Source organism: Agromyces sp. NPDC058064 (genome assembly GCF_042885275.1).
Classification (GTDB): domain Bacteria; phylum Actinomycetota; class Actinomycetes; order Actinomycetales; family Microbacteriaceae; genus Agromyces.
Window position 1 is genome coordinate 1161868 of sequence record NZ_JBHVSE010000001.1, and the last position, 21697, is coordinate 1183564.

The following is a 21697-nucleotide window of genomic DNA, read 5'->3' on the forward strand; positions in this document are numbered from 1 at the left end:
CGCACCTCCCGCACGAATCCCGCGCGAACGGGTGTCATGGCGCAAAGAACCCGCGTACACTCCCACCATGGACAACCTCGATCGCGCCATCCTCGACCTGCTCCGGCAGAATTCCCGGGCCGGGTACGGCGACATCGGGTCGTCGGTCGGCCTCAGCGCCTCGGCGGTCAAGCGCCGCGTCGACCGGCTCGTCGCCGACGGCGTGATCCGCTCGTTCACCATCCAGGTCGACCCCACCGTCGACGGCATGTCGACCGAGGCCTACGTCGAGCTCTTCTGCCGGGGCACCGTCGCGCCCGACGAGCTCAAGCGCATCCTCCAGGACGTGCCCGAGGTGGTCTACGCGGGCACGGTCACGGGCAGCGCCGACGCGATCGTGCAGATCCGCGCGCGCGACATCGCCTCGCTCGAAGACGCCCTCGAGCGGGTGCGGATCGCCCCGAACGTCGACCACACGCGCAGTGCGATCGTGCTCTCGCGCCTGGTGAACCGCAACCGCGACTGACGCCGCGACGACCGACATGGACGCCTCGAACCTCAGCCTCTCGATCGACCTCGCCGCGGCCGCAGCCCCCTACGAGCAGCTGCAGCGCGCCGTCGTCGCCGCGGTGGCGAACGGTCAGCTCGCACCGGGCTCGAAGCTCCCGACCGTGCGCGGCCTCGCCGAGCAGCTCGGGCTCGCGGTGAACACGGTCGCGAAGGCGTACAAGGCGCTCGAGGCCGACGGGGTCATCGAGGGGCGCGGGCGCAACGGCACCTTCGTTGCCGAGCACGGCGACCCGGGCGAGCGACGGCTGCAGCAGGCGGCCGCCGACTACGCCGCCCTCGCGCGCAGGCTCGGGGTCGAGGCATCCGATGCGAAGGCCATCGTGTCGGCCGCGCTCGACGCCGGCTGACCCGGCCCACCCACCCTCGCCTGCGCCGCGCGCACGGATCCGCGACACCTCCACTCCGACGCGTGCGCCGCCGATCGGACGAGTGGGCATGCAAGCCGTTCGTCCTGTTGGAGCTTGACACTAGTGCCACACTCTAGTGAACTTTTCTCATGTTCACTGAGGCGAGCGTTCCGATCTCGCGATCCGATCGCGCCGCGCTGACGCGGCGGCGCATGATCGATGCCGCCTTCGAGCTGTTCGCCGACCGCGGCTTCCAGCCGACGACCTTCTCCGCCGTCGCCGAGCTGGCGGAGGTCTCGGAGGCGTTCGTCTACTTCACGTTCCACAACAAGGCCGGACTCCTCGGCGCCGTCCTCGACGCGCGACGGGGATCCCCCGGTGAACCGCACGACGTCGAGCGGCGCGACTGGTACGGCGCCGCCCTCGCCGAACCAGACCCCGGCAAGGCGATCGAGCTCCTGGTGACCGGAGGAAGCGGCATCCTCGAACGCCTTGCCCCGCTCGCCGAGGCACTCGCCGCGGCAGTGCGCAGCGACCCGGGTGTCGCCGAGCTCCACCGCGGCAACATGGCCCGCAAGCGCGCGGCCGTCGAGGCGGTGTTCCGGCCGTTCGCCGAACGCAGCGCGCTGGTACTCCCGGCCGAGCGCGCGGCCGACGTGTTCGAGGTGATCCAGAGCCTCGAGACGTTCAACGGCCTCGTCCGCGACCGCGGGTGGACGCCGGAGGAATTCAGCGCCTGGAGCATCCGGACCCTCACCGGCACGCTCCTCCGGGCGAGCCACCGACCCGACGAGACCACGAAGGGAATGGGATCATGATCCACAACGAGACGAGCCGCGACATCGACCGCTCCGCTCACGAGGTGTTCGACTTCATCGCCGTCAACGTCTTCGAGAACCATCCGAAGTGGGAGCGCGAGGTCCTCGAGGTGCGACGCACGACGCCGGGGCCGGTGCGCGTCGGCAGCCGCGGCGTGATGGTCCGACAGGACGGTCGACGGCGCAGCGAGATCGAGTACGAGTGCACGGAGTTCGCGCCTGACGAGGCCGTAGCGTTCCGCCAGCTCGACGGCCCGTTCGACTTCGCGATCCGCGAGACGATCGAGCCGATCGATGCCCGTTCCTCCCGGCTGCACATCGACGTGCGCATGCAGCCGCACGGAATGCTCCGGCTGTTCGAGCCGCTCATGCGGCGCGACCGCCGCGGCGAGCGCATCGCCGACGACCTCGTCGTCGCCGTCGAAGCAGTCCCCCGACGCGCCGACGCCGAAACCGTCGCCGACGGCGGCGACTGAGCTCAGCTCTCCGGGATCGGCTGCTTCGGGAGCTTGCGCACCTTCGCGCGACGGCGGCGGCGCTCGGGGATCATCGAGCGCATCTCCTCGAGCTTGCCGAAGCAGAGCAGGCGGTCGTCGGCCTCGAGCACCACGCCCTTGCGCGGGTTGGGGATGACGGTGGTGCCGCGGTGCAGCGTCAGCACCGTGATGTCGCGCTCCCAGAGACCCGATTCGCCGAGCGTCTTGCCCACCAGGTCGGCGTTGCCGTGCACGAGCAGCTCGGCGACGCCATACCCGGTCGAGACTGTGAGCCGCTGGCGCACGTCGATCTCGGGGAACGCCACCTGGTTCGCCATGTAGTCGATGATCGCGCCCGCGACGTCGAGGTTCGTCGCCGTCTCGATGCCCTGGAGGCCCGGCGAGGAGTTGACCTCCATCACGAGAGGCCCGTCGTTGCCCTCGAGCATGTCGACGCCCGCGACCTTGAGGCCCATGATCTGCGCCGAGCGCACCGCCGCGAGCTCGTACTCGGGCGAGAGCTCGACCGCCTCGACGCTGCCGCCGCGGTGCACGTTCGAGCGGAACTCGTCGCCGTTCGCGACGCGGCGCATCGCGGCGACGACGCGGTCGCCGACGACGAGGGCGCGGATGTCACGACCGCGGCTCTCGGCGATGAACTTCTGGATGAGCACGTTCTGCTTCGTCGAGTGCAGCGTCTCGATGATCGCCTCGGCCACCTTGACCTGCGGCGCGAGGATGACGCCGATGCCCTGCGTGCCCTCGAGCAGCTTGATGACGACGGGGGCGCCGCCGACCTGCTCGATCGCGGGCCGCACGTCGGCGCGGTTGCGCACGAAGGCGGTGGGCGGCAGCGCGATGTTGTGGCGAGAGAGGATCTGGTTCGCGCGCAGCTTGTCGCGGGCGTTCGAGATGCCGTTCGCCGTGTTCGGCGTGTAGACGTCCATCTGCTCGAACTGCCGCACCACGGCGGTGCCGAAGTACGTGATCGAGTTGCCGATGCGCGGCAGGATCGCGTCGTAGTCGGAGAGCGGACGGCCGCGGAACTGGAGGTCGGGCTCGGGCCCCGAGAGGTCGATCGCGAAGCGCAGGGTGTTGAGCACCTTCACCTGGTGACCGCGCTGCTGCGCGGCGGCGCGCAGTCGCTGGGTCGAGTACGCCTGCGGCGCGCGCGAGAGGATCGCGAGTTTCATCGGGTGAGCCCTGCCAAGATGGTCGAGTGAACGAGGAATCCCATTCAAGCACCATCGCCGGGTGGCGCGAATGGGTGAGCCTGCCGAATGCCGGAGTGCCCTGGATCAAGGCGAAGCTCGACACGGGCGCCCGCTCGTCGTCGCTGCACGCGTTCGACGTCGAAGAGCTTCCGGGCGAGGCCGACGACGCGGAGGCCTCGGCGGGGCCGTCGCTCGGCCGCGTCCGCTTCGGCATCCGCCCCTGGCAGGAGAGCGAGGACGACGCGGTCGTCGTCGAGCTGCCCGTGCACGACCGGCGGCAGGTGCGCAGCTCCTCCGGCCACTCGGAAGAGCGCATCGTGGTGCTCCTCGACCTCGTGCTGCGCGAGCGCACCGTCACCGCCGAGGTGACCCTCACGAACCGCGACGAGATGGGCTTCCGCATGCTCATCGGGCGCGAGGCGCTGCGCCAGGGCTTCGTCGTCGACTCGGCCCGCTCGTTCGTCGGAGGGCGGGCACCCAGGGGCATCCGCCGCCGCAACCGCGGGCGGTGAGCCGTCGTGAACGAAGGTGCCCGCAGCGCTGCGTTGCGGCGCGAGATGATGCTCCGGATGAACCAGGGGTGGACTGCGCTGGAGGGTTCGCCTCCGTTCGAGCTGAGGATGGAGCACGACGTCTCGCCGCCCGCCTGGCGTCTGCTCGTCGAGCTCATCAACCCGTTGTACTGGCTCGGCGGCGCACCCACCTTTCCGATCGTCCGGCGAACGCTGCACGTCAGCGTCGACGAGCAGGGCGTGCTGCACTACCGCACGACGGGGAGGGTGCCCGCGCACTGGCCGCGCGGCGACTGGGAGATCGAGGACGGCCCCGCACTCGCAGCTGCTCCCGACCCGTCACGGACGGACTGACCGCATGACGGCGACGACGGTCGCGGAGCCGGCCGAGACTCCGGCCGTGCGGGCGGCGCTGTGGCGACGACTCGTCGGCAGCCCGCTCATCTGGGCCGCGGTGTGCCTCGCCCTGACCGTGCCGTGGTTCCTGGCTGGGCAGGGCATGGAGTTCGTGCCGTACCTGCTGATGCTCGTCGGCGGTTGGCTGTGCGGCTTCGCGTTCGTGAATGCGACGCTCAGCATGACCCCTGCGCGCACGGGCGCCGTCGTGCACGTGCTCGGTGCGGTGATCGCGGCGGCGTTCGTCTGGTTCGCCGTCGACGTGGCCCCCGCGCTGCTCGAGGCAGCGCCCGAGTGGGTCGCCGCCGGATTCGTCATCCTGCAATTCGCGGCGATCCCGGCCTCGGCATGGATCTGGCTCGGGCTCATCTCGCGCGCCACCGCCGCCATCGGCGCCCGCGACGCCCGGCGCGCGGCCGGCAGGCCGGCCCGCGTCACGCCCGAGTGGGAGCGCGCCACTCACGGCCGCGGCTCGGCGGTGCGATTCGCCGCGGTGCCGCTGCGCATGAGCACGCTCACCGGCATCATCATCGCGATCACCCTCGTCGGCGGCATCCTGTGCACCGTCGCGCTCATCGCGGTCGACGACGTCGTCATGAACCTCGGCCCCCGATTCGCGATCGTCTTCGTCGGCGTGTTCATCGCGCTGCCCGCCTACCTGCTGTTCCGGCGGCGGATGCGCGCGCGCACCGTCGACTCCGTCGTCGAGTTCGGCGACGACGAGCTGCGGCTCGTGATCGGCGCCGACGCCGCCGTTCAGCGCCTCCCCTACCGGGACCTCGAGCTCCTGGTCTGGCGCGCCCGCAGCGACTACGCCCGCCTCGAGGTGCGTGGCAGCGGCCTCGACGTGTCGCTCGTCGCCGGTGTCGCGGCGCCCCGAGACGGGTTCACCGCCGAGCTGCCGCCGCTCTCGCGACGCGTGATCGGGCGCCTGCAGGACCTCGGCCTCACCCTCGAGCGACGGCGCCGCGGCGAGGTGCTCGTCTTCCGCCCGGGCGGCGCTCACCGCCCCTGACAGGATGAGCGGGCCGGCACCCCGTGATGCGGGGCTGCCGACCGGCTCATCCTGCTCACGCGCAGGGTGCGGCCCGAAGCGGGCTCGGGTCGATCAGATCACCCCGTCCGAGAGCGTCGTCGGGTTGCCGAAGCGGTGGTTCGTGATCGAGATCGCCTGCTCGTGCAGGAACGGCAGCAGCTCGACCCGGCCGGAGGCCGTCACGGGGTGCGACCAGACGGCCACGTCGGGGGTGCCGCCGAGCGCCGAGGCCAGCGCCGAGGCATCCCCGCCGACGAGGCGGACCCGGCTCGCGCCGAGTGCCGCCGCCGCGTCCTTCGCCACGCGGCCGAGCCAGGCGGCATCGCCCTCGCGCACGATCCGGATGTCGCGCGCGCCGAGCAGCGTGCGCACGCCCTTCGGCAGCTCGACGGCCGACGAGACGGTGAACGCCGACTTGGCGAGCAGGCCTGCCGCGATGACGCGCAGGGCTTCGGCGAGCGAGGCGCGCTCGCCGATGCGCACCGCCACCGGCAGCGAGCGGTAGCGGAAGAGGTTGCGCTCGACGCCGACGCCCGAGACGTCCTTCACGGTGCCGTACTCCTCGGCCCACGCGACCTCGTCGGAGAGCGCCGAGCGGCGCAGCACCTCGAACGAGTCGTAGTCGAGGGCCGACTGCGAGGCCTCGATGAGCTCCGAGACGCGGCGCTCGAGTCCGCGCAGGTGCAGCGAGCTCGACGAGTGCCCGCTAGCGGGCACCCAGTCGCCGAGGCCGAACAGGTAGTTCGGACCGCCCGCCTTGGCGCCGGCGCCGACGGCCGAGCGCTTCCAGCCGCCGAACGGCTGCCGCTCGACGATCGCGCCCGTGATGCCGCGGTTGACGTAGAGGTTGCCGGCCTCGACCCTGTCGAGCCAGGTCGCGAGCTCGCCCGAGTCGAGCGAGTGGAGGCCCGCGGTGAGCCCGTAGTCGACGGCGTTCTGGATGCGGATCGCCTCGTCGAGGTCCTTCGCGTGCATGATGCCGAGCACCGGCCCGAAGAACTCGGTGAGGTGGAAGTACGAGCCGGGTGCGACGCCGGCGCGCACGCCGGGCGACCACAGCTTGCCGCTGTCGTCGAGCTGCTTCGGCTCGACGAGCCACTGCTCGCCGATGCCGAGCTGGGTGAGCGCGTGCAGCAGCTTGCCGTTCGCGGGCTCGATGATCGGGCCCATCTGGCTCTGCGCGTCGGCCGGGTAGCCGACGCGGAGCGAGGTGGCGGCGTCGACGAGCTGGCGGTGGAAGCGCTCGGACTTCGCCACCGAGCCGACGAGGATCACGAGCGAGGCGGCCGAGCACTTCTGGCCGGCGTGGCCGAAGGCGCTCTTCACGACGTCGGAGGCCGCGAGGTCGAGGTCCGCCGAGGGCGTGACGATGATCGCGTTCTTGCCGCTCGTCTCGGCGAGCAGCGGCAGGTCCTCGCGGAACGAGCGGAACAGCTGCGCCGTCTCGTACGCGCCCGTGAGGATGACCCGGTCGACGGCGGGGTGCGAGACGAGCTGCTTGCCGAGCTCGCGTTCGCCGATGTCGACGAGGGCGAGCAGGTCCTTGGGGATGCCGGCCTCCCACAGCGCCTCGACCATGACGGCGCCGGAGCGCTGCGCGAGCTTGGCGGGCTTGATGACGACGCCCGAGCCCGCGGCGAGCGCGGCGAGCACGCCGCCGGCGGGGATCGCGACGGGGAAGTTCCACGGCGGGGTCACGACGGTGAGCTTGGACGGCACGAAGGTCGCGCCCTGCACGTGGTCGAGCTCGCGGGCGCGCTCGGCGTAGTAGTGGGCGAAGTCGATCGCCTCGCTGATCTCGGGGTCGGCCTCGGCGATGGTCTTGCCGGTCTCGGCGGCCATGACCTCGATCAGGCGATCGCGGTTCGCCGCGAGGGCGAGGCCCGCGCGGTGCAGCACCGCGGCGCGCTCGGCGCCGGGCAGCTCGCCCCAGGCCTTGCCGCGGGCGGCGACGGTCGCGATGATCCGCTCGAGCTCGGCCTCGTCGTCGACGCGGGCGGCGGCGATTGTCGCGAGGCCGAGCGTGGTGTCGGGCACGCGGGCGAGGATGCGGCGGCCCCATTCGCGGTTCGGCGCGAGCGCCGGGTCGGTGTCGGGCTCGTTCGCGAAGCCGGGCGTCACGCCGGGCCCGCTCGGGACGGCGGCGGCCGGTGCGGCTCCGGCAGGAACCGCCGCGTCGTCGGCCGTCGCGAATCCGGATGCCACGGCGTCGGTCAGCTGGGTGCCGCCCGAGCCGCGCGTGATGCCGAGCACGACGCTCGTGAGCGAGGCGTCGTCGTCGTGCTCGGTGCCGGGCGCAGGGGCCTCGGGGCCGGCAATGGCGGCGGCGAGGGCGTCGCCGTCCCACTCGGTGCGGCGGTTCTGCGTGCGATTCGGGGCGGGCGCCGAGACCTCCGCCTCGAGCGCGGCGAGCGAACGCTCGTAGCGGGCGCGCTCGCGCTCGAAGAGGCCCTCGTTCGCGGCGAGCTCGAACACCGCCGACATGAAGTTGTCGTCGCTCGCGTTCTCTTCGAGGCGACGGATCAGGTAGGCGATCGCGACGTCGAACTCGGAGGGGTTCACGACGGGCGTGTAGAGCAGGAGGTTGCCGACGTCGCCGCGCACCGCCTCGGCCTGGCCCGTGGCCATGCCGAGCAGCATCTCGAACTCGACCCGGCTCTCGACCCCGCGCTCGCGCGCCGTGAGCCAGGCGTGGGCGACGTCGAAGAGGTTGTGGCCGGCGACGCCGAGCTTCACGGCGTGCGTGCGCTCGGGCGTCATCGACCAGTCGAGCACGCGCTTGTAGTTCGTGTCGGAGTCCTGCTTGGTGCCGTACGTCGCGACGGGCCAGCCGTGCACCGCGGCGTCGACGTGCTCCATGGCGAGGTTCGCGCCCTTGACGACGCGCACCTTGATCGGGGCGCCGCCGCCGGCGCGACGCGCGGTCGCCCAGGTCGTCAGCTCCTGCATGGCGCCGAGGGCGTCGGGGAGGTAGGTCTGCAGCACGATGCCCGCCTCGAGGCCGCGCAGCTGCGGCTGGTCGAGGAGGGTCGTGAACACCGCGATCGTGAGGTCGAGATCGCGGTACTCCTCCATGTCGAGGTTGATGAACTTCGACCTGCCGCGCGCCTCGCTCGCCGCAGCGAGCTCGTAGAGGGGCGTGAGCTTCGCGACGACCTTCGCGACCGCCTCGTCGAACGACCACATCGAGAGCTGGCTGACGACCGACGACACCTTGATCGAGACGTAGTCGACGTCGTCGCGGGCGAGGAACTCGAAGGTGCCGGTGAGCCGGCGGTCGGCCTCCTGCTCGCCGAGCACGGCCTCGCCGAGGAGGTTCAGGTTCAGGCGGTTGCCCGACTCGCGCAGCTTCGCGATCGCGGGGCCGAGCTTGTCGGGGGTCGCGTCGAGCACGAGGTGGCCGACCATGGCGCGCAGCACCCGGCGGGCGATCGGGATGACCGCCCACGGCAGCACGGGCGCGACGACGCCGCCGAGGCGGATCGCGGCCTTCAGGTACCAGGGCAGGAACTTCGGGGTGAGCTTCGCGACCTGCTCGAGGTTGCGGCCGGCGACGCCCAGGTCTTCGGGGCGCATGACGCCGTCGACGAAGCCGACGGTGAAGGCGAGTCCGTTCGGGTCCTTCAGCACGCCCGCGAGGCGCTGGGCGGCGGGCTCGACGGGGTGCTTCGCGCTCTCTTCGAGCCAGCGGCGCACGAGGGCGACGACGTGATCGGTATCCGGCCGGGCATCCGTGGCGGCGTTCGACATGGTCACGAGGGTAGTGTCCTTTTCTTCGGGCGCGCCGGGGGTACGCGCGCCTGTCGGATCAAGTGTGCGCCCGGGACATCCATTCGGTACAGCGAATGATTCTGATGAATACTGTTCGGAGGAACCGAAAGATCGATCGGATGCCACGGAGGCCCCCTTGCTCGATGTCCGCCGACTCCGGCTGCTCGTCGAACTGAGCCAGCGCGGCACGCTGACGGCGGTCGCCGACGCCCTCTCGTACAGCCCGTCCTCGGTGTCGCAGCAGCTCAGCCTGCTCGAGCGCGAGGCCGGCGTGCCGCTGCTCGTGCAGGTCGGGCGGCGGGTGCAGCTCACCCCGCAGGCGCTCGTGCTCGTCGAGCACGCCCGGGCGATCCTCGACCGGCTCGAGGAGGCCGAGTCCGAGGTCGCACGCTCGCTCACCGCCGTCGGCGGAACCGTGCGCATCGCGGTGTTCCAGTCGGCGGCGCACGCGGTCGTGCCCCAGGCGCTCACGCTGCTGCGCGCCGAGCACCCGGCCCTGCGCGTCGAGATCACCGAGCGCGAGCCCGACGTCGGCCTGTTCGAGGTGGCGGCGCGCGACTTCGACCTCGTCGTGGCCGAGCAGTACCCCGGCCACACCCGGGCGCATCGCGCCGAGCTCGACCGCGTGCACCTCGCCGCCGATGCCATCCGCCTCGCGCTGCCGCCGCATCCGGCGGGCCGATCGGCCGGCCTCGCCGCGGCGGCCGGGCTCGAGACGGCTGCGAACCTGCCGTGGGTGCTCGAGCCCGAGGGCACCGCCTCGCGCGAGTGGGCCGAGCAGCTCTGCCGCGAGGCGGGGTTCGAGCCCGACGTGCGCTTCGAGACGGCCGACCTCATGGCCCACATCCGGCTGATCCGCTCGGGCAACGCGGTCGGGCTGCTGCCCGACCTCGTGTGGGCGGGCGAGGCGCCGAGCGTGCGGCTCGTCGACCTGCCGGGGCATCCCGAGCGCGAGGTCTTCACCTCGACGCGGCACGCGGCGGCCGCCCGCCCCGCCGTCGTCGCCTCCCGCGACGCCCTCGCCCGCGCCGCACGGGCGACCGCGACGCCGTCGTCCGCAGCGGCCCCCTGAACGGTCGCCCCGACTTCGGGGCATGGCGGTTCGCGCCGCATCGCAGTAGTGTCGCGAGCATGACGACTCGGGGGAAGGTCGTACGGGGCACCGGTGCCGTCGCGAGTGCAGCGGTGCTGCTGCTCGCGCTGACGGGCTGCCTCGGCGAAGCAGGTTCGGTGCAGGGCGGTTCGATCGATCCGACCGGCACCTGGGGCGATGCCGACGACGCCGAGGCGCCGTCGCTCACACTGGAGGACGGCGGCAGCTTCAGCGGCACCGACGGCTGCAACCAGCTGACGGGCACCTGGACGGTCGACGAGTCCGACCACGTCCAGTTCGACGACGCGGCGTCGACGATGAAGGCCTGCGAGGGCGTCGACACCTGGCTCTCGGGGCTCGACCAGGCCACGATCGCCGACGACACGATGACGGTGTACGGCTCGGACGGCGCCGAGATCGGCACGCTCCATTCGAGCTCCGGCGAGGAGCAGACCGGCGAGGACGAGTGAGCCACGAAGCGACGGGCGGCGCATGAGCGGCTCGGGGCCGGGCCGGCGAGCCGCCAGCACGGCGTGCGCCGTCTCGCTCGCGGCCGCGACGCTCCTGCTGTTCGGCGCGTGCGCGAGCGCCGGCACCTCGAACACTCCCCCGGCGAGCGTCCCCGCGACGGCACCCTCGTCGCTGCCGGTCTCCGCGGGCGCGGTGGGCGCCTGGGGCGACACGGACGACGCCACCGCCCCGTCGCTCTCGCTCGCCGCCGACGGAACTCTCGCCGGTAGCGACGGCTGCAACCGCCTCACGGGCCGCTGGGAGGACGAGGGCGGCGGCCGGATCGAGTTCGACGACGTCGCCTCGACGCGCATGGCGTGCGAGGGCGTCGACACCTGGCTCTCGGCGCTCGACGACGCGACGATCGACGGCGACACGATGACCGTGCTCGGCGACGACGACGTCGTGATCGGCACGCTCGAGCGCACGGGCTGAGCGTTCTGCGGCCGAGCGGCTCAGCCAGTGCGGTTCGACCCCGAGCCGTTCAGCTCCCCGGTGCGTCGCCGCGGGCGTCGAGCATGACGGCGAGCCGGGCGGCCATCGCCACAGGGTCCCAGCTGTGCCAGGCCCCGGCCAGTTCCTCGCTGACGCCGTGCGGGGCCGATGCCGCGATCGACTCTGCCCCAGCTGCCATGCCGGGGAAGGTCTCGGTGCCCACGACCGCGAGCACCGGCACGTCGAGCGCGCCGACGGTCGCGGCCGGCCCGCTCGATTCGACCGCGGCGAGTGCCCGCCCGTCGGGGATCCAGCTGTGCACGAGCCCGGGGTAGTCGGGCGACCGCTTGAGCTCCTCGAGCCACTCGGGCGGCATGCCGACCATGTAGGCCGCGACGGCCCCCTCGAGCTCGCCGGCCTCGAGCAGTCGCTCGACCTCGGCCCACCACGCGGGAGCACCGTCGGCGAACTGGCCGAGGGGCGCCTCCCACAGCACGAGGCCCGCGAGGCGGTCGACTCGCGATGCCGCGAGCATGGCGATCGCGCACCCCGAGGAGTGCCCGACGAGCACGACCGGACCGGCTGCCGACTCGGCGAGCGCCGCGATCGCGTCGAGCTCGCGCTCGAGGGAGATCGGCCCGGCCGCTGCCGAGTCGCCCCGGCCCACGCGGTCGTACACGAGCGCCTGGAAGCCGCGCCCGGCGAGCAGCCGGGCCGTCTCCGACGTCACCGGGTCGCCGGCACGGGTCGGCCCGGCGCCCTGGATGAAGAGCCCGGCAGGTGCGCCGGCCTCGCCGTGGCGATCGAACACGACGCGGTCGCCCGCGGCGGTCTGCACCGCCTCGACGGCGCTCATGCCTCGGCCCGCTCGAGTCGCACGTGCACCCGGTCGCCGGCGGCCTTGCCGATCGCCTTGCGGGTCGCCGCCTTCACGGGCCCGAGGTGGATGCCCGTGCCGGAGGGCATGAGCGTGATCGCGACGGGATGCCCGTCGATCGTGCCGATCACCCGCACCGGGTTGCCGGTGCCGAAGGCGGCGCGCGAGCCGGGGACCTCGAAGACGGTCCACGAGGCCGCTTCGGGCGCGACCCGGAGCTCGGCGTCGAATTCGAGTGCTGGTCTGCGTGACATGGTCGCCTCGTTTCTGGACTGATGAGTCTCTTTTGAATATAGACTGATCAGTATGATGTTGCAAGGAGGTCTTCAGATGCGCCCGAGTTCACTGCAGAAGCGCGAGGCCGCCCTCCTCGCGGCCGAGCGGCAGTTCCTGTCGACGGGGTACGAGTCGGTGACGATGGACTCCATCGCGAAGGAGTGCGGCGTCGCCAAGCAGACCCTCTACAGCCACTTCGGCAGCAAGCGCGCACTCTTCCTCGAGCTCGTCACCGCGAAGACCGTCGCCGCGCGGCGCGCCGTGCCGACGCCGCCGGCGTTCGACCCCGCCGCCGACGCCCGCGCGACCCTCCGGGCGCTCCTCATCGCCCAGCTCACCGCGGTGATGGCTCCCGACGTGCTGAGCCTGCGCCGCCTGGTGATCGGCGAGCTCCAGCGCTCCCCCGAGCTCGCGGCCGCCCTCTACGAGCAGGGGCCGCGCCGCGCGATCACCAAGCTCGCCGCCCTCATCGCCGAGCTCGGCGAGGCCGGCGCACTGCGCGTCGACGACGCCGAGCGGGCGGCCGCGCAGCTCAACTGGCTGGTGATGGGCGAGCCGGTCAACCGGGCGATGCTGCTCGGCGATGCGGCGATCCCGACCGCGCCCCAGATCGAGGCCCAGGTCGACTCGGCCCTCGACGTGTTCTTCGCCGCCTTCGGCATACACGGCGGCTGACGAGCGCCGTCCGGCTCAGGCGGACGCCGATGCCTTCGCCGCAGCCGCGAACCGCTCCGCCTGCACGGCGAGGAACTCCCCCAGCTCGGGTGAGCCGTCGACGCGATAGCCGACCCCCGCGGGCAGCCACATGAGCGCCATGCCGAGCGCCTCGACCGTCTCGGCCTCGATCGGCCAGGCGCAGTGCGCGGCGTCGACCGCCTCGACCTCGCGACCGTACCAGCCGAGGTGCTCGACGAGCTCGGCCTGCGGCAGTTCGACGACGATGCGGGCGCGGATGCTCCGGCGCCGATGCCGCACTGCTCGCTCGACCCGCTCGCGCGCGGCCTCCTCGCTCACCTCCTCGGGCTCGAACCGCACGCGGGTCGAGAACACCTCGCTGATGCGGTCGAGCCGGAACGTGCGCCAGTCGAGGCGTTCGCGGTCCCACGCGAGCAGGTACCAGCGGCGGGCGACGGGCACGAGCCGGTACGGCTCGACGATGCGCGCCGAGGGCGCGCCCGCGGCATCCGTGTACCTGAATCGCAGCCGCTCGCTGTCGCGGCAGGCGAGCGCGAGGACGCCGAGCAGCTCGGTGTCGACCTCGGGCGTGGGCCGGCCCGACCGGTTCCACGCGCCGCCGGCGCCCACCGCCGTGTGCGACTGCAGCGCCTCGATGCGGCGACGCAGCGCGGGCGGGAGCACCTGCTCGATCTTCGCGAGCGCCGAGAGGGTCGTGTGCTCCGCGCCGCGGAGGCCGGCGGTCGCCTGCGACCGCAGCCCGAGCGCGATCGCGACGCCCTCGTCGTCGCTCAGCAGCAGCGGCGGCAGGCCGGTGCCGGCCTCGAGCCGGTAGCCGCCGGCGGTGCCGCGCAGCGACTCGATGCCGTAGCCGAGCTCGCGCAGACGCTCGACGTCGCGGCGCAGCGTGCGGTCGCTCACGCCGAGCCGCCCCGTGAGCTCGCGCGCCGACCAGTGCCGGTGGCTCTGCAGCAGTGAGAGGAGTTCGAGGGTTCTCGAGGTGGTCGCGCCCATGTTCCGATTCTCTCGTGAAACCGGACAGGAAGTGACCGGATGACTCGAGAAGCTGGGGTCATGACGAACCAGATGATCACCGCACAGGGCCTCACGAAGACGTTCCGCTCGAAGGGGCAGACCGTCGAGGCCGTCCGTTCGCTCGACCTCGCCGTCGGCGAGGGCGAGCTCGTCGCGTTCCTCGGCCCGAACGGCGCCGGCAAGTCGACGACCCTCCGCATGCTCACCACGCTGCTGCCCGCGACCAGCGGCGACGCGGTCGTGGCCGGATGCGACGTCCGCCGCGACCCGGCGGGCGTGCGCCGCCGCATCGGCTACGTCGGGCAGGGCAGCTCGGGCGGGCACACGCAGCGCGTGCGCGACGAGCTGCACGCCCAGGGCGCGTTCTACGGGCTCGGCCGGCGCGAGACGCGGGCGCGCGCCGCCGAGCTCATCGAGTCGCTCGAGCTCGGCCAGGTCGCGAACCGCACCGTGCAGTCGCTCTCGGGCGGGCAGAAGCGCCGCCTCGACATCGCGCTCGGGCTCATCCACCGTCCCGAGCTGCTCTTCCTCGACGAGCCGTCGACGGGCCTCGACCCGCACAGCCGGGCGAACCTGTGGCAGCACATCGTCGAGCTGCGCCGCGCGACGGGCACGACCATCTTCCTCACGACGCACTACCTCGACGAGGCCGACCGCCTCGCCGAGCGCGTCATGGTGATGGACCACGGATCGGTCATCGCCGACGACACCGCCTGGGCGCTCAAGGAGTCGCTCGGCGGCGACCGGGTCACCCTCGCGTTCGATCGCGCATCGGATGCCGCGACCGCCGCCGCCCGCTTCGGCGGCGACCTCGACGGGAGCGACGGCGACGCCCGCGTCGTGACCGTCACGGCACCCGGCGGCGACCGGGCGCTGCCCCGCTACATCCGCGAACTCGCCGATCTCGGCATCGACGTCGCCGCGGCCACGCATCGGCAGCCGACCCTCGACGACGTGTTCCTCGCGCTCACCGGCCGCAGCCTCCGCGAGGAGGCCGCACACGCCGAGCCCGGCGACTCCGCGACGGCCGACACCGCCTCGCCCGTCGCCGCCTGACCCGCTCCCTCTGAAAGGACTGTTCTCATGACCACCACCGCACCCACCGCCACCGCGGGCATCCGCCCGACCGGCTTCCTCCGCGACACCGGCGCGGTCTTCGTCCGGGAGTCGAAGCCGCTCGTGCGCGACCCGTTCAGCGTGATGTTCTCGCTCGTGCAGCCGCTCGTCTTCCTCGGCCTGTTCGGACCGCTGCTCATCGGGGCGGCGGGCGGCGACGTCGCCGGCACCCTCCAGTGGTTCGTGCCCGGCATCCTCGTGATGGTCGCCCTCTTCGGCACCGCCTCGACCGGCGCCAACCTGCTCTTCGAGATGCAGACGGGGTCGCACGAGCGCACGCTCGTCGCGCCGCTCTCGCGCAGCGCGCTGCTCGTCGGTCGCGCCCTCAAGGAGGTCGTGCCCCTCGTGGTGCAGGGCACGGTCGTCGTGCTCGTCGCGGTGCCGTTCGGCTTCGCGGTGGATGTCCCGGGGCTCGTCGTCGGCCTCGTGATCCTCGCCGTCTTCGGCATCGGCTTCGGCGCCCTGAGCTACACGCTCGCGCTCTCGTGCCGCAACCGCGACTGGATGTTCTGGATGGTGCACCAGACCCTGCTGTTCCCGCTGATGATCCTGTCGGGCATGCTCCTGCCCCTCGAGGACGGCCCCGGCTGGATGAAGGTCGCGGCCGCGGTGAACCCGCTGAGCTACCTCGTCGGCGCCGAGCGGGCCCTGCTCGCGGGCGACTTCGGCGACCCGGCCGTCGTCGGCGGCGCGATCGCCGCGATCGTGACGTGCGCGATCGGCGTGCTCGTCGGCGTGCGGGCGATGCGCCGGGCGAGCTGAGCCGGGCCCGGCCGAGCCTCACCGAGTGGCGCGGGGCGACCGCGCCACTCACGATGCCGGTCGCATGGGCCCGACGGGATCCGCCGAGTCGCCTCTGCCGGTTCCGCCTCACCGATGAGGCGGGACCGGCATACCCGAAAGGCGACTCCCTGATCGCTCCCGCGCCGGCCGCAGGGCACGCGCGGCGGGCGAGGACTGCTCGCCCGGGTCGCCGACAGTGAGTCGCCACCGGCCACCGCCTACGCTCGACTCATGCCCAGCACCGAGCACGCGGCAGCGCCCGCGCCCTCCGCCCACGACGTCGTGATCCTCGGCGGCGGCCACAACGGCCTCACCGCGGCCGCCTACCTCGCCCGGGCCGGGCTCGACGTGCTCCTCCTCGAGCGCGACGACCACCTCGGCGGCGCAGCCGTCTCGGCCGCGGCCTTCGACGGGGTCGACGCCCGACTGAGCCGCTACTCGTACCTCGTGAGCCTGCTGCCGCGGCGCATCATCGACGAGCTCAGCCTCGACGTCGAGCTCGTGCGCCGCCGCTTCTCCTCGTACACGCCCGATCCGACCGAGCCCGAGCGGGGGCTGCTCGTCGACAACGAGGCCGACGCCGAGGCATCCGCCGCCGCCTTCGCCCGCGTCGGCGCCGCCGACGACGCGGCCGCCTGGGAGGCGTTCTACGGCCAGACCGCGCATCTCGCCGAGCGGCTCTTCCCGACCCTCACCGAACCGCTGCCGACCCGGGCAGAGGTGCGAGCGCTCATCGGCGACGACGAGGCGTGGAACGCGTTCGTCGAACGCCCCCTCGGCGAGTCGATCGACGCGCGGTTCGCGAGCGACCTCGTGCGCGGCGTCGTCGCGACCGACGGGCTCATCGGCACCTTCACCGCGCTCGACGACCCCGCACTCGACGCGAACCGCTGCTTCCTCTACCACGTCATCGGCGGCGGCACCGGCGACTGGGACGTTCCCGTCGGCGGCATGGGCGCCGTGAGCGGCGAGCTCGCCCGCTCGGCGCGCGAGGCCGGCGCGACGCTCGTCACGGGAGCCGAGGTGCTGGGCGTCGACCCGGCCGGCCGCGTGCGATACCGGCTCGCGGGCGCGGAGCGCCTCGCCACCGCGGGCACCCTGCTCGCGAACGTCGCCCCCGCCGTGCTCGAGCGCCTCATCGAGGAGGGCGTACCGGGAGCACCGGCCGACGGCACCGGCGGCGCCGGCCTGGCCCCGCGCGACCAGGCTCCGTTCTCCGACGACGGACCGGTCGCGGTGCCGCCCGTCGTCCGCGAGCGCCTGCGCGTGCTGCACGCCCCCGAGGGCGCGCAGGTCAAGGTGAACCTGCTGCTCACCCGGCTCCCCCGCCTCCGCGACGCCGAGGTGGCGCCCGAGCAGGCGTTCGCGGGCACGTTCCACATCAACGAGCTCGCCACGCAGCTCGACGCGGCGTACGCGACGGCGGCACGCGGCGGCATCCCCTCGCCCCTGCCCTGCGAGATCTACTGCCACACGCTGAGCGACCCGTCGATCCTGTCGCCCGAGCTCGCGGCCTCGGGCGCGCACACGCTCACCGTCTTCGGCCTGCACGTGCCGCACCGCCTGCTCGAGCGCCACGGCAACGACGAGCTGCGCGCCCTGCTGCAGCAGGCGGTGCTCGACTCGCTCGATTCGGTGCTCGCCGAGCCCATCTCGTCGGTCATCATGACGGATGCCTCGGGCCGCCCCTGCATCGAGACGAAGACGACGCTCGACCTCGAGGCGGCGCTGCGCATGCCGGGCGGCAACATCTTCCACGGCCCGCTCTCGTGGCCGTGGGCCGAGCCCGGCGCGCCGCTCACGACCCCCGCCGAGCGCTGGGGCGTCGCCACGCGGCATCCCGCGATCCTGCTGTGCGGATCGGGGGCGGTGCGCGGCGGCGCCGTGAGCGGCATCGGCGGGCACAACGCGGCGATGGCCGTGCTGGAGCGCCTCGCGGGCTGAACCGTCGCGCGGCGCCGACCATACCTTCGGGTACGGTTGCTCCATGGCGACGACACGGGAACGCTGGCTCGACGAGGGGCTGGCCGTCCTCGCCGCCGAGGGCGCGCCGGCCCTGCGCATCGACCGCCTGGCCGCGCGGCTCGGCGTGACGAAGGGCTCGTTCCACCACCATTTCGACGGCGCCGGCGGGTACAAGCAGACGCTGCTCGCCTACTACGAGCAGCGCACGATCGCGGCGATCGACGGCGGGATCGCGGCGCGGGGCGCCGGCGGGACGCGGGCCACCCTCGAGTGGCTCAGCGAGCTCGCGCTCACGACGGGGCCGTCGATCCGCCCGACCGAGCTCGACGCCGCCGTGCGCGCCTGGGCCCGCACCGACGACGACGCCCGGGCGACGCAGGCCCGCATCGACGCGCGTGTCATCGGCGCACTCCAGGCGGTCTGGCGGCCGGCGACCTCATCGGATGCGGCCGCGCGCACCGCGGCGCTCGTGCCCTACCTGGTCTCGGTGGGCGCGGCGGCCACGGTGCCGCCGATCGGCACCGACGAGCTCCGTGCCGTCTACGAGCTGCTGCTCGAGATCGCCCCGCTCGCGGGCGGGCCGAGCGCCGACGACGCACGCTGAGTTCTCGATCAGAGCACGAAGCAGAACAGGCCGGTCGCGACGCAGATCACCAGCATGCCGGTCGCGTTGACGAAGAGGTTGCGCCCGAAGTCGCGCGCCCGCACGTGCATGCCGATCGCGACGAGGAAGTAGGCGACGAGCGCGGCGCAGGTGAGGGCGGCGAGGTACGGGATCCAGATGCCGAGGACGAGCCCCGCGGCAGCCGCGAACTTGATCGGCGGCATGACCCACCACCACCGCCGTGGGAAGCCGACGTCCTCGAAGCACTTCGCGATGAACGCGACGGGCTTGAGGCACAGCAGGGCGTCGCCGAAGCAGATGACGGCCAGAAGGACGACGGGCCAGACGGGGTCGGGAAACATGAAACCCATGGTCCGTACCATACCGTATGGTACGGAATCATGCCATGGGATGTCCGGCGAGGCACCACCCGCCCCGGACGGTGCCGTCGCCGCGGGGCCTCAGAAGATGAAGACCTGCCCGAGGATCATGATCGCGATGACGAAGAGCGCGATGATCGCACCGACGATCACCAGCGACTTCACCGAGAGCTTCGCGACGACGTAGCCGACCAGGAACGGCAGCGCGACGAGGAAGAGCGTCACGACCCACCAGAACGACTGGTAGGCGCTGTTGCCGACCTCTTCGAGGCGCCCCGAGAACAGCTGCTGCGTGTTCGGGTGCGTCGCGAAGGCGAACGACGCCGAGAGCGGCACCGCGATGACCGCGAGCACGATCAGTCCGGCGAGCCAACCCCACAGCCCGGACTTGCCCTCGGTGATGTCCATTGCTTCTTCGTGCGCCACGCGCTGCGACCCCTTGGAACTCATGACCCGACTCTAGTGCTTCGCACCCGCCCGGATTAGCCTGAAAGTCACGACGAGTGGGGGGCGATGATGACCGCGAAACCGACCGGACACTACGTGCTGAAGGCCGACGGCCTGTACCTGCAGTTCGACCGCCTGTTCCACGCCCCGATCGAGGACGTGTGGTTCAGCCTGACGAACCCCAACGCCATGAAGGGGTGGATCGGCACGTACACGGGCAGCCCGTCGACGGGCGGCGTCCGCTTCCAGATGAGCGAAGAGGGCGCCGAGTGGATGAACGTCACCATCCTCGAGTGCCGTGCGCCGCACAGCTTCACCGCCGACTCCGGCTCGGGCCCGACCGGGGTGCGCGTGTTCTGCCACCTCGTCGAGGGCGGCCGCATGACGACGCTCACGCTCGGGCAGCGCGTGAAGGACGCGGCCGACGCCGCGAGCATCGGCCCCGGCTGGGACTTCTACCTCGACCGGCTCGCGGCCTCTCGCTCAGGAGCGGCCCTCCCCGTCTGGGAGACGTACTACCCCGAGTTCTCGCCCCACTACCGCGACCTCACGGTGCCGAGCGCAGCCCGCCCCTAAACTGACGCCGTGAACACGGCAGAACGGCTACGTCGGCGCAACACCTCCCCGACCGAGGAGCGCGGCAGCCTCTTCGTGAACCACCCGCTGCGCTGGGGGTTCATCGTCACCCTCGGGGTGCTGCTCGCGCTCGGGCTCGCCGTCGCGGTGGTCAACCTCAACAGCGTCGTGCTGTCGGTGTTCATCGCCGCGTTCGTCGCGCTCGGTCTCGACCCGCTCATCCGCTGGTTCGAGCGCCGCGGCATGCGCAGGGGCGTCGCGATCGTCACCGTGATCCTGCTCTTCCTCGGCGTCATCGTCGGCATCGTCTGGCTCGTCGTGCCGCCCGTCATCGGGCAGGCCGTGTCCTTCACCAAGGCGCTCCCCGCCGAGATCAAGGACCTCTACTCCTCGGGGTGGTTCGACAAGGTCAACGAGGCCACGAACGGCTTCCTCGAGTCGGCCGTCTCGTGGGTCAGCGGCATCATCGCCGACCCCGACACCTGGGCCGCGATCGGCGGCGGCGCGCTGAAGTTCGGCGCCGCGCTGCTCGACGGCATCTCGACGAGCGTGTTCGTCGTGGTGCTCTCGATCTACTTCATCGCGACGCTCGACTCGACCAAGCGCGCCTGCTACACCCTCGTCGCGGCGAGCCACCGCACGCAGGTCGAGGGCTACGCCGAGCGCATCATGCAGTCGATCGGCCGCTACCTCAGCGGCATGGTCGTGCTCGCCTTCATGAACTCGGTGTTCTCGACCCTCCTGCTCATCGCCGTCGGCGTGCCCTACGCCCTCTTCATCGGTGCGATGGCGTTCTTCATCACCCTGATCCCGCTCATCGGTACCGTCATCACGACGGTGATCATGACGATCATCGCCCTGCTCGTCTCGCCCGTCGCCGGCATCGTGGTGCTCATCGCGATGCTCGTCTACATGCAGGTCGAGGCGTACATCTTCACCCCGAAGGTCATGGGCAAGGCGGTGCAGGTCCCCGGCACGATCGTGCTCATCTCGGCCCTCGCCGGCGGCACGCTGCTCGGCCTCCTCGGCGCGCTCGTCGCGATCCCGATCTCCGCAGGCATCCTGCTCATCATCCGCGAGGTCGTGGTCCCGAAGCAGGCGCACAGCTAGCGGCGACGCCGCGCGTCGCTAGTCGCTCCACACCGACGGAGCCGCGGCGCGCATCGGCGGCAGCGCGACGTCGTCGCCCCAGCGCTCGATCCACTCGGGGATCCCGTGGAACCCCTCGACGCCGAACGCCTCGACGAGCTCGGGCATCGGCACGGTGCCGCCCGACCGCCGCAGGAAGCGCGCCCGGATGTACCCGGTCGCGTAGATCTCAGGGATCCCTGACGCATCCGGCCGGACGAAGCGCTGCTCCATGTAGACGGCCTTGTCGTCGTGGCCGATGATGCGCGACTCGATCGTGAAGCGGTTCCAGGGGTTGAGCGACTTGCGGAAGGTGATCGTCTCGCTCGCGACCACCGGGTACCAGCCGCGGTCCCGCATGAGCTGCCAGACGCCGTTGCGCACGAGCATCTCGAACCGCGCGACATCCATGATCGAGAGGTAGACCCCGTTGTTCATGTGGTTGAGGATGTCGAGGTCGGTCGGCAGGGTGATGAAGTTCGTGCGGGCGACATCGCCGTGCCCGAGCCGCGAACGGAAGCGGGCGAGCACGAAATGCAGCATCGTGCGGAAGAACATGTGCATGGTCGATGACTGTATGCCTGATCCGTGGTCGATACCCCATCATCATCGGGTTGCGACAACGAGAGACGGATGCCTCGCGCCGATGTTGTGGCCAACGGGCAGGGCCCCTCGTAG

At 72.1% G+C, this 21697-nt stretch carries 25 protein-coding genes; 17 read left to right on the forward strand and 8 right to left on the reverse strand.

The features are described from left to right. The first annotated feature begins 67 nt into the window (after window positions 1–67). The 4 genes from ACFVSL_RS05360 (at window position 68) to ACFVSL_RS05375 (ending at window position 2190) form a co-directional block, all read left to right on the forward strand. Window positions 68–505, forward strand: coding sequence for an Lrp/AsnC family transcriptional regulator (locus ACFVSL_RS05360; RefSeq protein ID WP_022889580.1), 438 nt, complete (start codon window positions 68–70; stop codon window positions 503–505). Between the two features lie 16 nt (window positions 506–521). After that, window positions 522–896, forward strand: coding sequence for a GntR family transcriptional regulator (locus tag ACFVSL_RS05365; RefSeq protein WP_386939131.1), 375 nt, complete (start codon window positions 522–524; stop codon window positions 894–896). A 212-nt stretch (window positions 897–1108) separates the two neighbouring features. Next, on the forward strand, window positions 1109–1714 hold the full coding sequence (locus tag ACFVSL_RS05370; protein ID WP_386939133.1) for a TetR/AcrR family transcriptional regulator: 606 nt from the start codon (window positions 1109–1111) through the stop codon (window positions 1712–1714). Then, complete coding sequence (locus ACFVSL_RS05375; RefSeq protein ID WP_386939134.1) at window positions 1711–2190, forward strand: SRPBCC family protein; 480 nt, start codon at window positions 1711–1713, stop codon at window positions 2188–2190. The genes ACFVSL_RS05370 and ACFVSL_RS05375 overlap by 4 nt, the downstream gene beginning before the upstream one ends. Before the next feature lie 2 nt (window positions 2191–2192). On the opposite strand, the gene ACFVSL_RS05380 is transcribed toward ACFVSL_RS05375, so the two are convergent. Then, complete coding sequence (locus ACFVSL_RS05380) at window positions 2193–3383, reverse strand: RimK family alpha-L-glutamate ligase (protein WP_386939135.1); 1191 nt, start codon at window positions 3381–3383, stop codon at window positions 2193–2195. 26 nt (window positions 3384–3409) lie between these two features. Between ACFVSL_RS05380 and ACFVSL_RS05385 the strand changes: the two genes are divergently transcribed. The 3 genes from ACFVSL_RS05385 to ACFVSL_RS05395 all read left to right on the forward strand — a co-directional run bounded on the left by ACFVSL_RS05385 (window position 3410) and on the right by ACFVSL_RS05395 (window position 5327). Then, window positions 3410–3916, forward strand: coding sequence for an ATP-dependent zinc protease (locus ACFVSL_RS05385; protein ID WP_386939137.1), 507 nt, complete (start codon window positions 3410–3412; stop codon window positions 3914–3916). 108 nt (window positions 3917–4024) lie between these two features. Further along, window positions 4025–4270, forward strand: coding sequence for a hypothetical protein (locus ACFVSL_RS05390; RefSeq protein ID WP_386939139.1), 246 nt, complete (start codon window positions 4025–4027; stop codon window positions 4268–4270). Between the two features lie 4 nt (window positions 4271–4274). Next, window positions 4275–5327 (forward strand): hypothetical protein, encoded by a 1053-nt coding sequence (locus tag ACFVSL_RS05395; protein WP_386939141.1) that lies wholly within the window; start codon window positions 4275–4277, stop codon window positions 5325–5327. A 93-nt stretch (window positions 5328–5420) separates the two neighbouring features. Here the strand turns inward: ACFVSL_RS05395 and ACFVSL_RS05400 are convergent, their stop codons facing one another. Then, entirely contained in the window at window positions 5421–9098 is a 3678-nt protein-coding gene (locus tag ACFVSL_RS05400) for a proline dehydrogenase family protein (protein ID WP_386939142.1), read from the reverse strand. A 157-nt stretch (window positions 9099–9255) separates the two neighbouring features. Between ACFVSL_RS05400 and ACFVSL_RS05405 the strand changes: the two genes are divergently transcribed. From ACFVSL_RS05405 to ACFVSL_RS05415, 3 genes are read left to right on the forward strand one after another with little or no spacing between them, the layout of a single operon-like run. Then, complete coding sequence (locus ACFVSL_RS05405; RefSeq protein WP_386939144.1) at window positions 9256–10191, forward strand: LysR family transcriptional regulator; 936 nt, start codon at window positions 9256–9258, stop codon at window positions 10189–10191. A gap of 59 nt (window positions 10192–10250) precedes the next feature. Next, window positions 10251–10682 carry an META domain-containing protein gene (locus ACFVSL_RS05410; protein ID WP_386939145.1) on the forward strand — a complete coding sequence of 144 codons (432 nt, stop codon included), beginning with the start codon at window positions 10251–10253 and terminating at the stop codon, window positions 10680–10682. 22 nt (window positions 10683–10704) lie between these two features. Next, window positions 10705–11157 (forward strand): META domain-containing protein, encoded by a 453-nt coding sequence (locus ACFVSL_RS05415; RefSeq protein ID WP_386939147.1) that lies wholly within the window; start codon window positions 10705–10707, stop codon window positions 11155–11157. Window positions 11158–11206: 49 nt separating this feature from the next. Here the strand turns inward: ACFVSL_RS05415 and ACFVSL_RS05420 are convergent, their stop codons facing one another. Next, window positions 11207–12013 (reverse strand): alpha/beta fold hydrolase, encoded by an 807-nt coding sequence (locus ACFVSL_RS05420; RefSeq protein ID WP_386939149.1) that lies wholly within the window; start codon window positions 12011–12013, stop codon window positions 11207–11209. Next, window positions 12010–12288 carry a DUF1905 domain-containing protein gene (locus ACFVSL_RS05425; protein WP_386939151.1) on the reverse strand — a complete coding sequence of 93 codons (279 nt, stop codon included), beginning with the start codon at window positions 12286–12288 and terminating at the stop codon, window positions 12010–12012. Before ACFVSL_RS05425 ends, ACFVSL_RS05420 begins: the two co-directional genes overlap by 4 nt. 76 nt (window positions 12289–12364) lie before the next feature. Here ACFVSL_RS05425 and ACFVSL_RS05430 point away from each other — a divergent pair, with 76 nt between their 5' ends. Further along, window positions 12365–12985, forward strand: coding sequence for a TetR/AcrR family transcriptional regulator (locus ACFVSL_RS05430; RefSeq protein WP_386939153.1), 621 nt, complete (start codon window positions 12365–12367; stop codon window positions 12983–12985). 15 nt (window positions 12986–13000) lie between these two features. Here ACFVSL_RS05430 and ACFVSL_RS05435 read toward each other — a convergent pair whose 3' ends face one another. Next, window positions 13001–13999, reverse strand: a complete 999-nt coding sequence (locus ACFVSL_RS05435) for a helix-turn-helix transcriptional regulator (RefSeq protein ID WP_386939154.1) — start codon at window positions 13997–13999, stop codon at window positions 13001–13003. A 60-nt stretch (window positions 14000–14059) separates the two neighbouring features. Here ACFVSL_RS05435 and ACFVSL_RS05440 point away from each other — a divergent pair, with 60 nt between their 5' ends. The 4 genes from ACFVSL_RS05440 to ACFVSL_RS05455 all read left to right on the forward strand — a co-directional run bounded on the left by ACFVSL_RS05440 (window position 14060) and on the right by ACFVSL_RS05455 (window position 18488). Continuing rightward, window positions 14060–15076: an ATP-binding cassette domain-containing protein gene (locus tag ACFVSL_RS05440; RefSeq protein ID WP_386939156.1), complete on the forward strand. Its 1017-nt coding sequence runs from the start codon at window positions 14060–14062 to the stop codon at window positions 15074–15076. Window positions 15077–15103: 27 nt separating this feature from the next. After that, a complete protein-coding gene (locus ACFVSL_RS05445; RefSeq protein WP_386939157.1) occupies window positions 15104–15898 on the forward strand; it encodes an ABC transporter permease in 795 nt (264 codons plus the stop codon). Between the two features lie 252 nt (window positions 15899–16150). Continuing rightward, window positions 16151–17863, forward strand: coding sequence for a phytoene desaturase family protein (locus tag ACFVSL_RS05450; RefSeq protein ID WP_386939159.1), 1713 nt, complete (start codon window positions 16151–16153; stop codon window positions 17861–17863). A gap of 43 nt (window positions 17864–17906) precedes the next feature. Next, on the forward strand, window positions 17907–18488 hold the full coding sequence (locus tag ACFVSL_RS05455) for a TetR/AcrR family transcriptional regulator (RefSeq protein WP_386939161.1): 582 nt from the start codon (window positions 17907–17909) through the stop codon (window positions 18486–18488). A gap of 8 nt (window positions 18489–18496) precedes the next feature. Here ACFVSL_RS05455 and ACFVSL_RS05460 read toward each other — a convergent pair whose 3' ends face one another. Together ACFVSL_RS05460 and ACFVSL_RS05465 are read right to left on the reverse strand one after the other, a co-directional pair. After that, window positions 18497–18859 carry a DoxX family protein gene (locus tag ACFVSL_RS05460; protein WP_386939163.1) on the reverse strand — a complete coding sequence of 121 codons (363 nt, stop codon included), beginning with the start codon at window positions 18857–18859 and terminating at the stop codon, window positions 18497–18499. Between the two features lie 90 nt (window positions 18860–18949). After that, window positions 18950–19318 carry a hypothetical protein gene (locus tag ACFVSL_RS05465; protein WP_386939165.1) on the reverse strand — a complete coding sequence of 123 codons (369 nt, stop codon included), beginning with the start codon at window positions 19316–19318 and terminating at the stop codon, window positions 18950–18952. 66 nt (window positions 19319–19384) lie between these two features. Here ACFVSL_RS05465 and ACFVSL_RS05470 point away from each other — a divergent pair, with 66 nt between their 5' ends. Together ACFVSL_RS05470 and ACFVSL_RS05475 are read left to right on the forward strand one after the other, a co-directional pair. Further along, window positions 19385–19891, forward strand: a complete 507-nt coding sequence (locus ACFVSL_RS05470) for an SRPBCC family protein (RefSeq protein ID WP_386939167.1) — start codon at window positions 19385–19387, stop codon at window positions 19889–19891. 9 nt (window positions 19892–19900) lie between these two features. Next, window positions 19901–21001: an AI-2E family transporter gene (locus ACFVSL_RS05475; RefSeq protein WP_386939169.1), complete on the forward strand. Its 1101-nt coding sequence runs from the start codon at window positions 19901–19903 to the stop codon at window positions 20999–21001. Window positions 21002–21019: 18 nt separating this feature from the next. On the opposite strand, the gene ACFVSL_RS05480 is transcribed toward ACFVSL_RS05475, so the two are convergent. Beyond that, window positions 21020–21583, reverse strand: a complete 564-nt coding sequence (locus ACFVSL_RS05480; protein ID WP_386939171.1) for a thioesterase family protein — start codon at window positions 21581–21583, stop codon at window positions 21020–21022. Window positions 21584–21697: the final 114 nt, after the last annotated feature.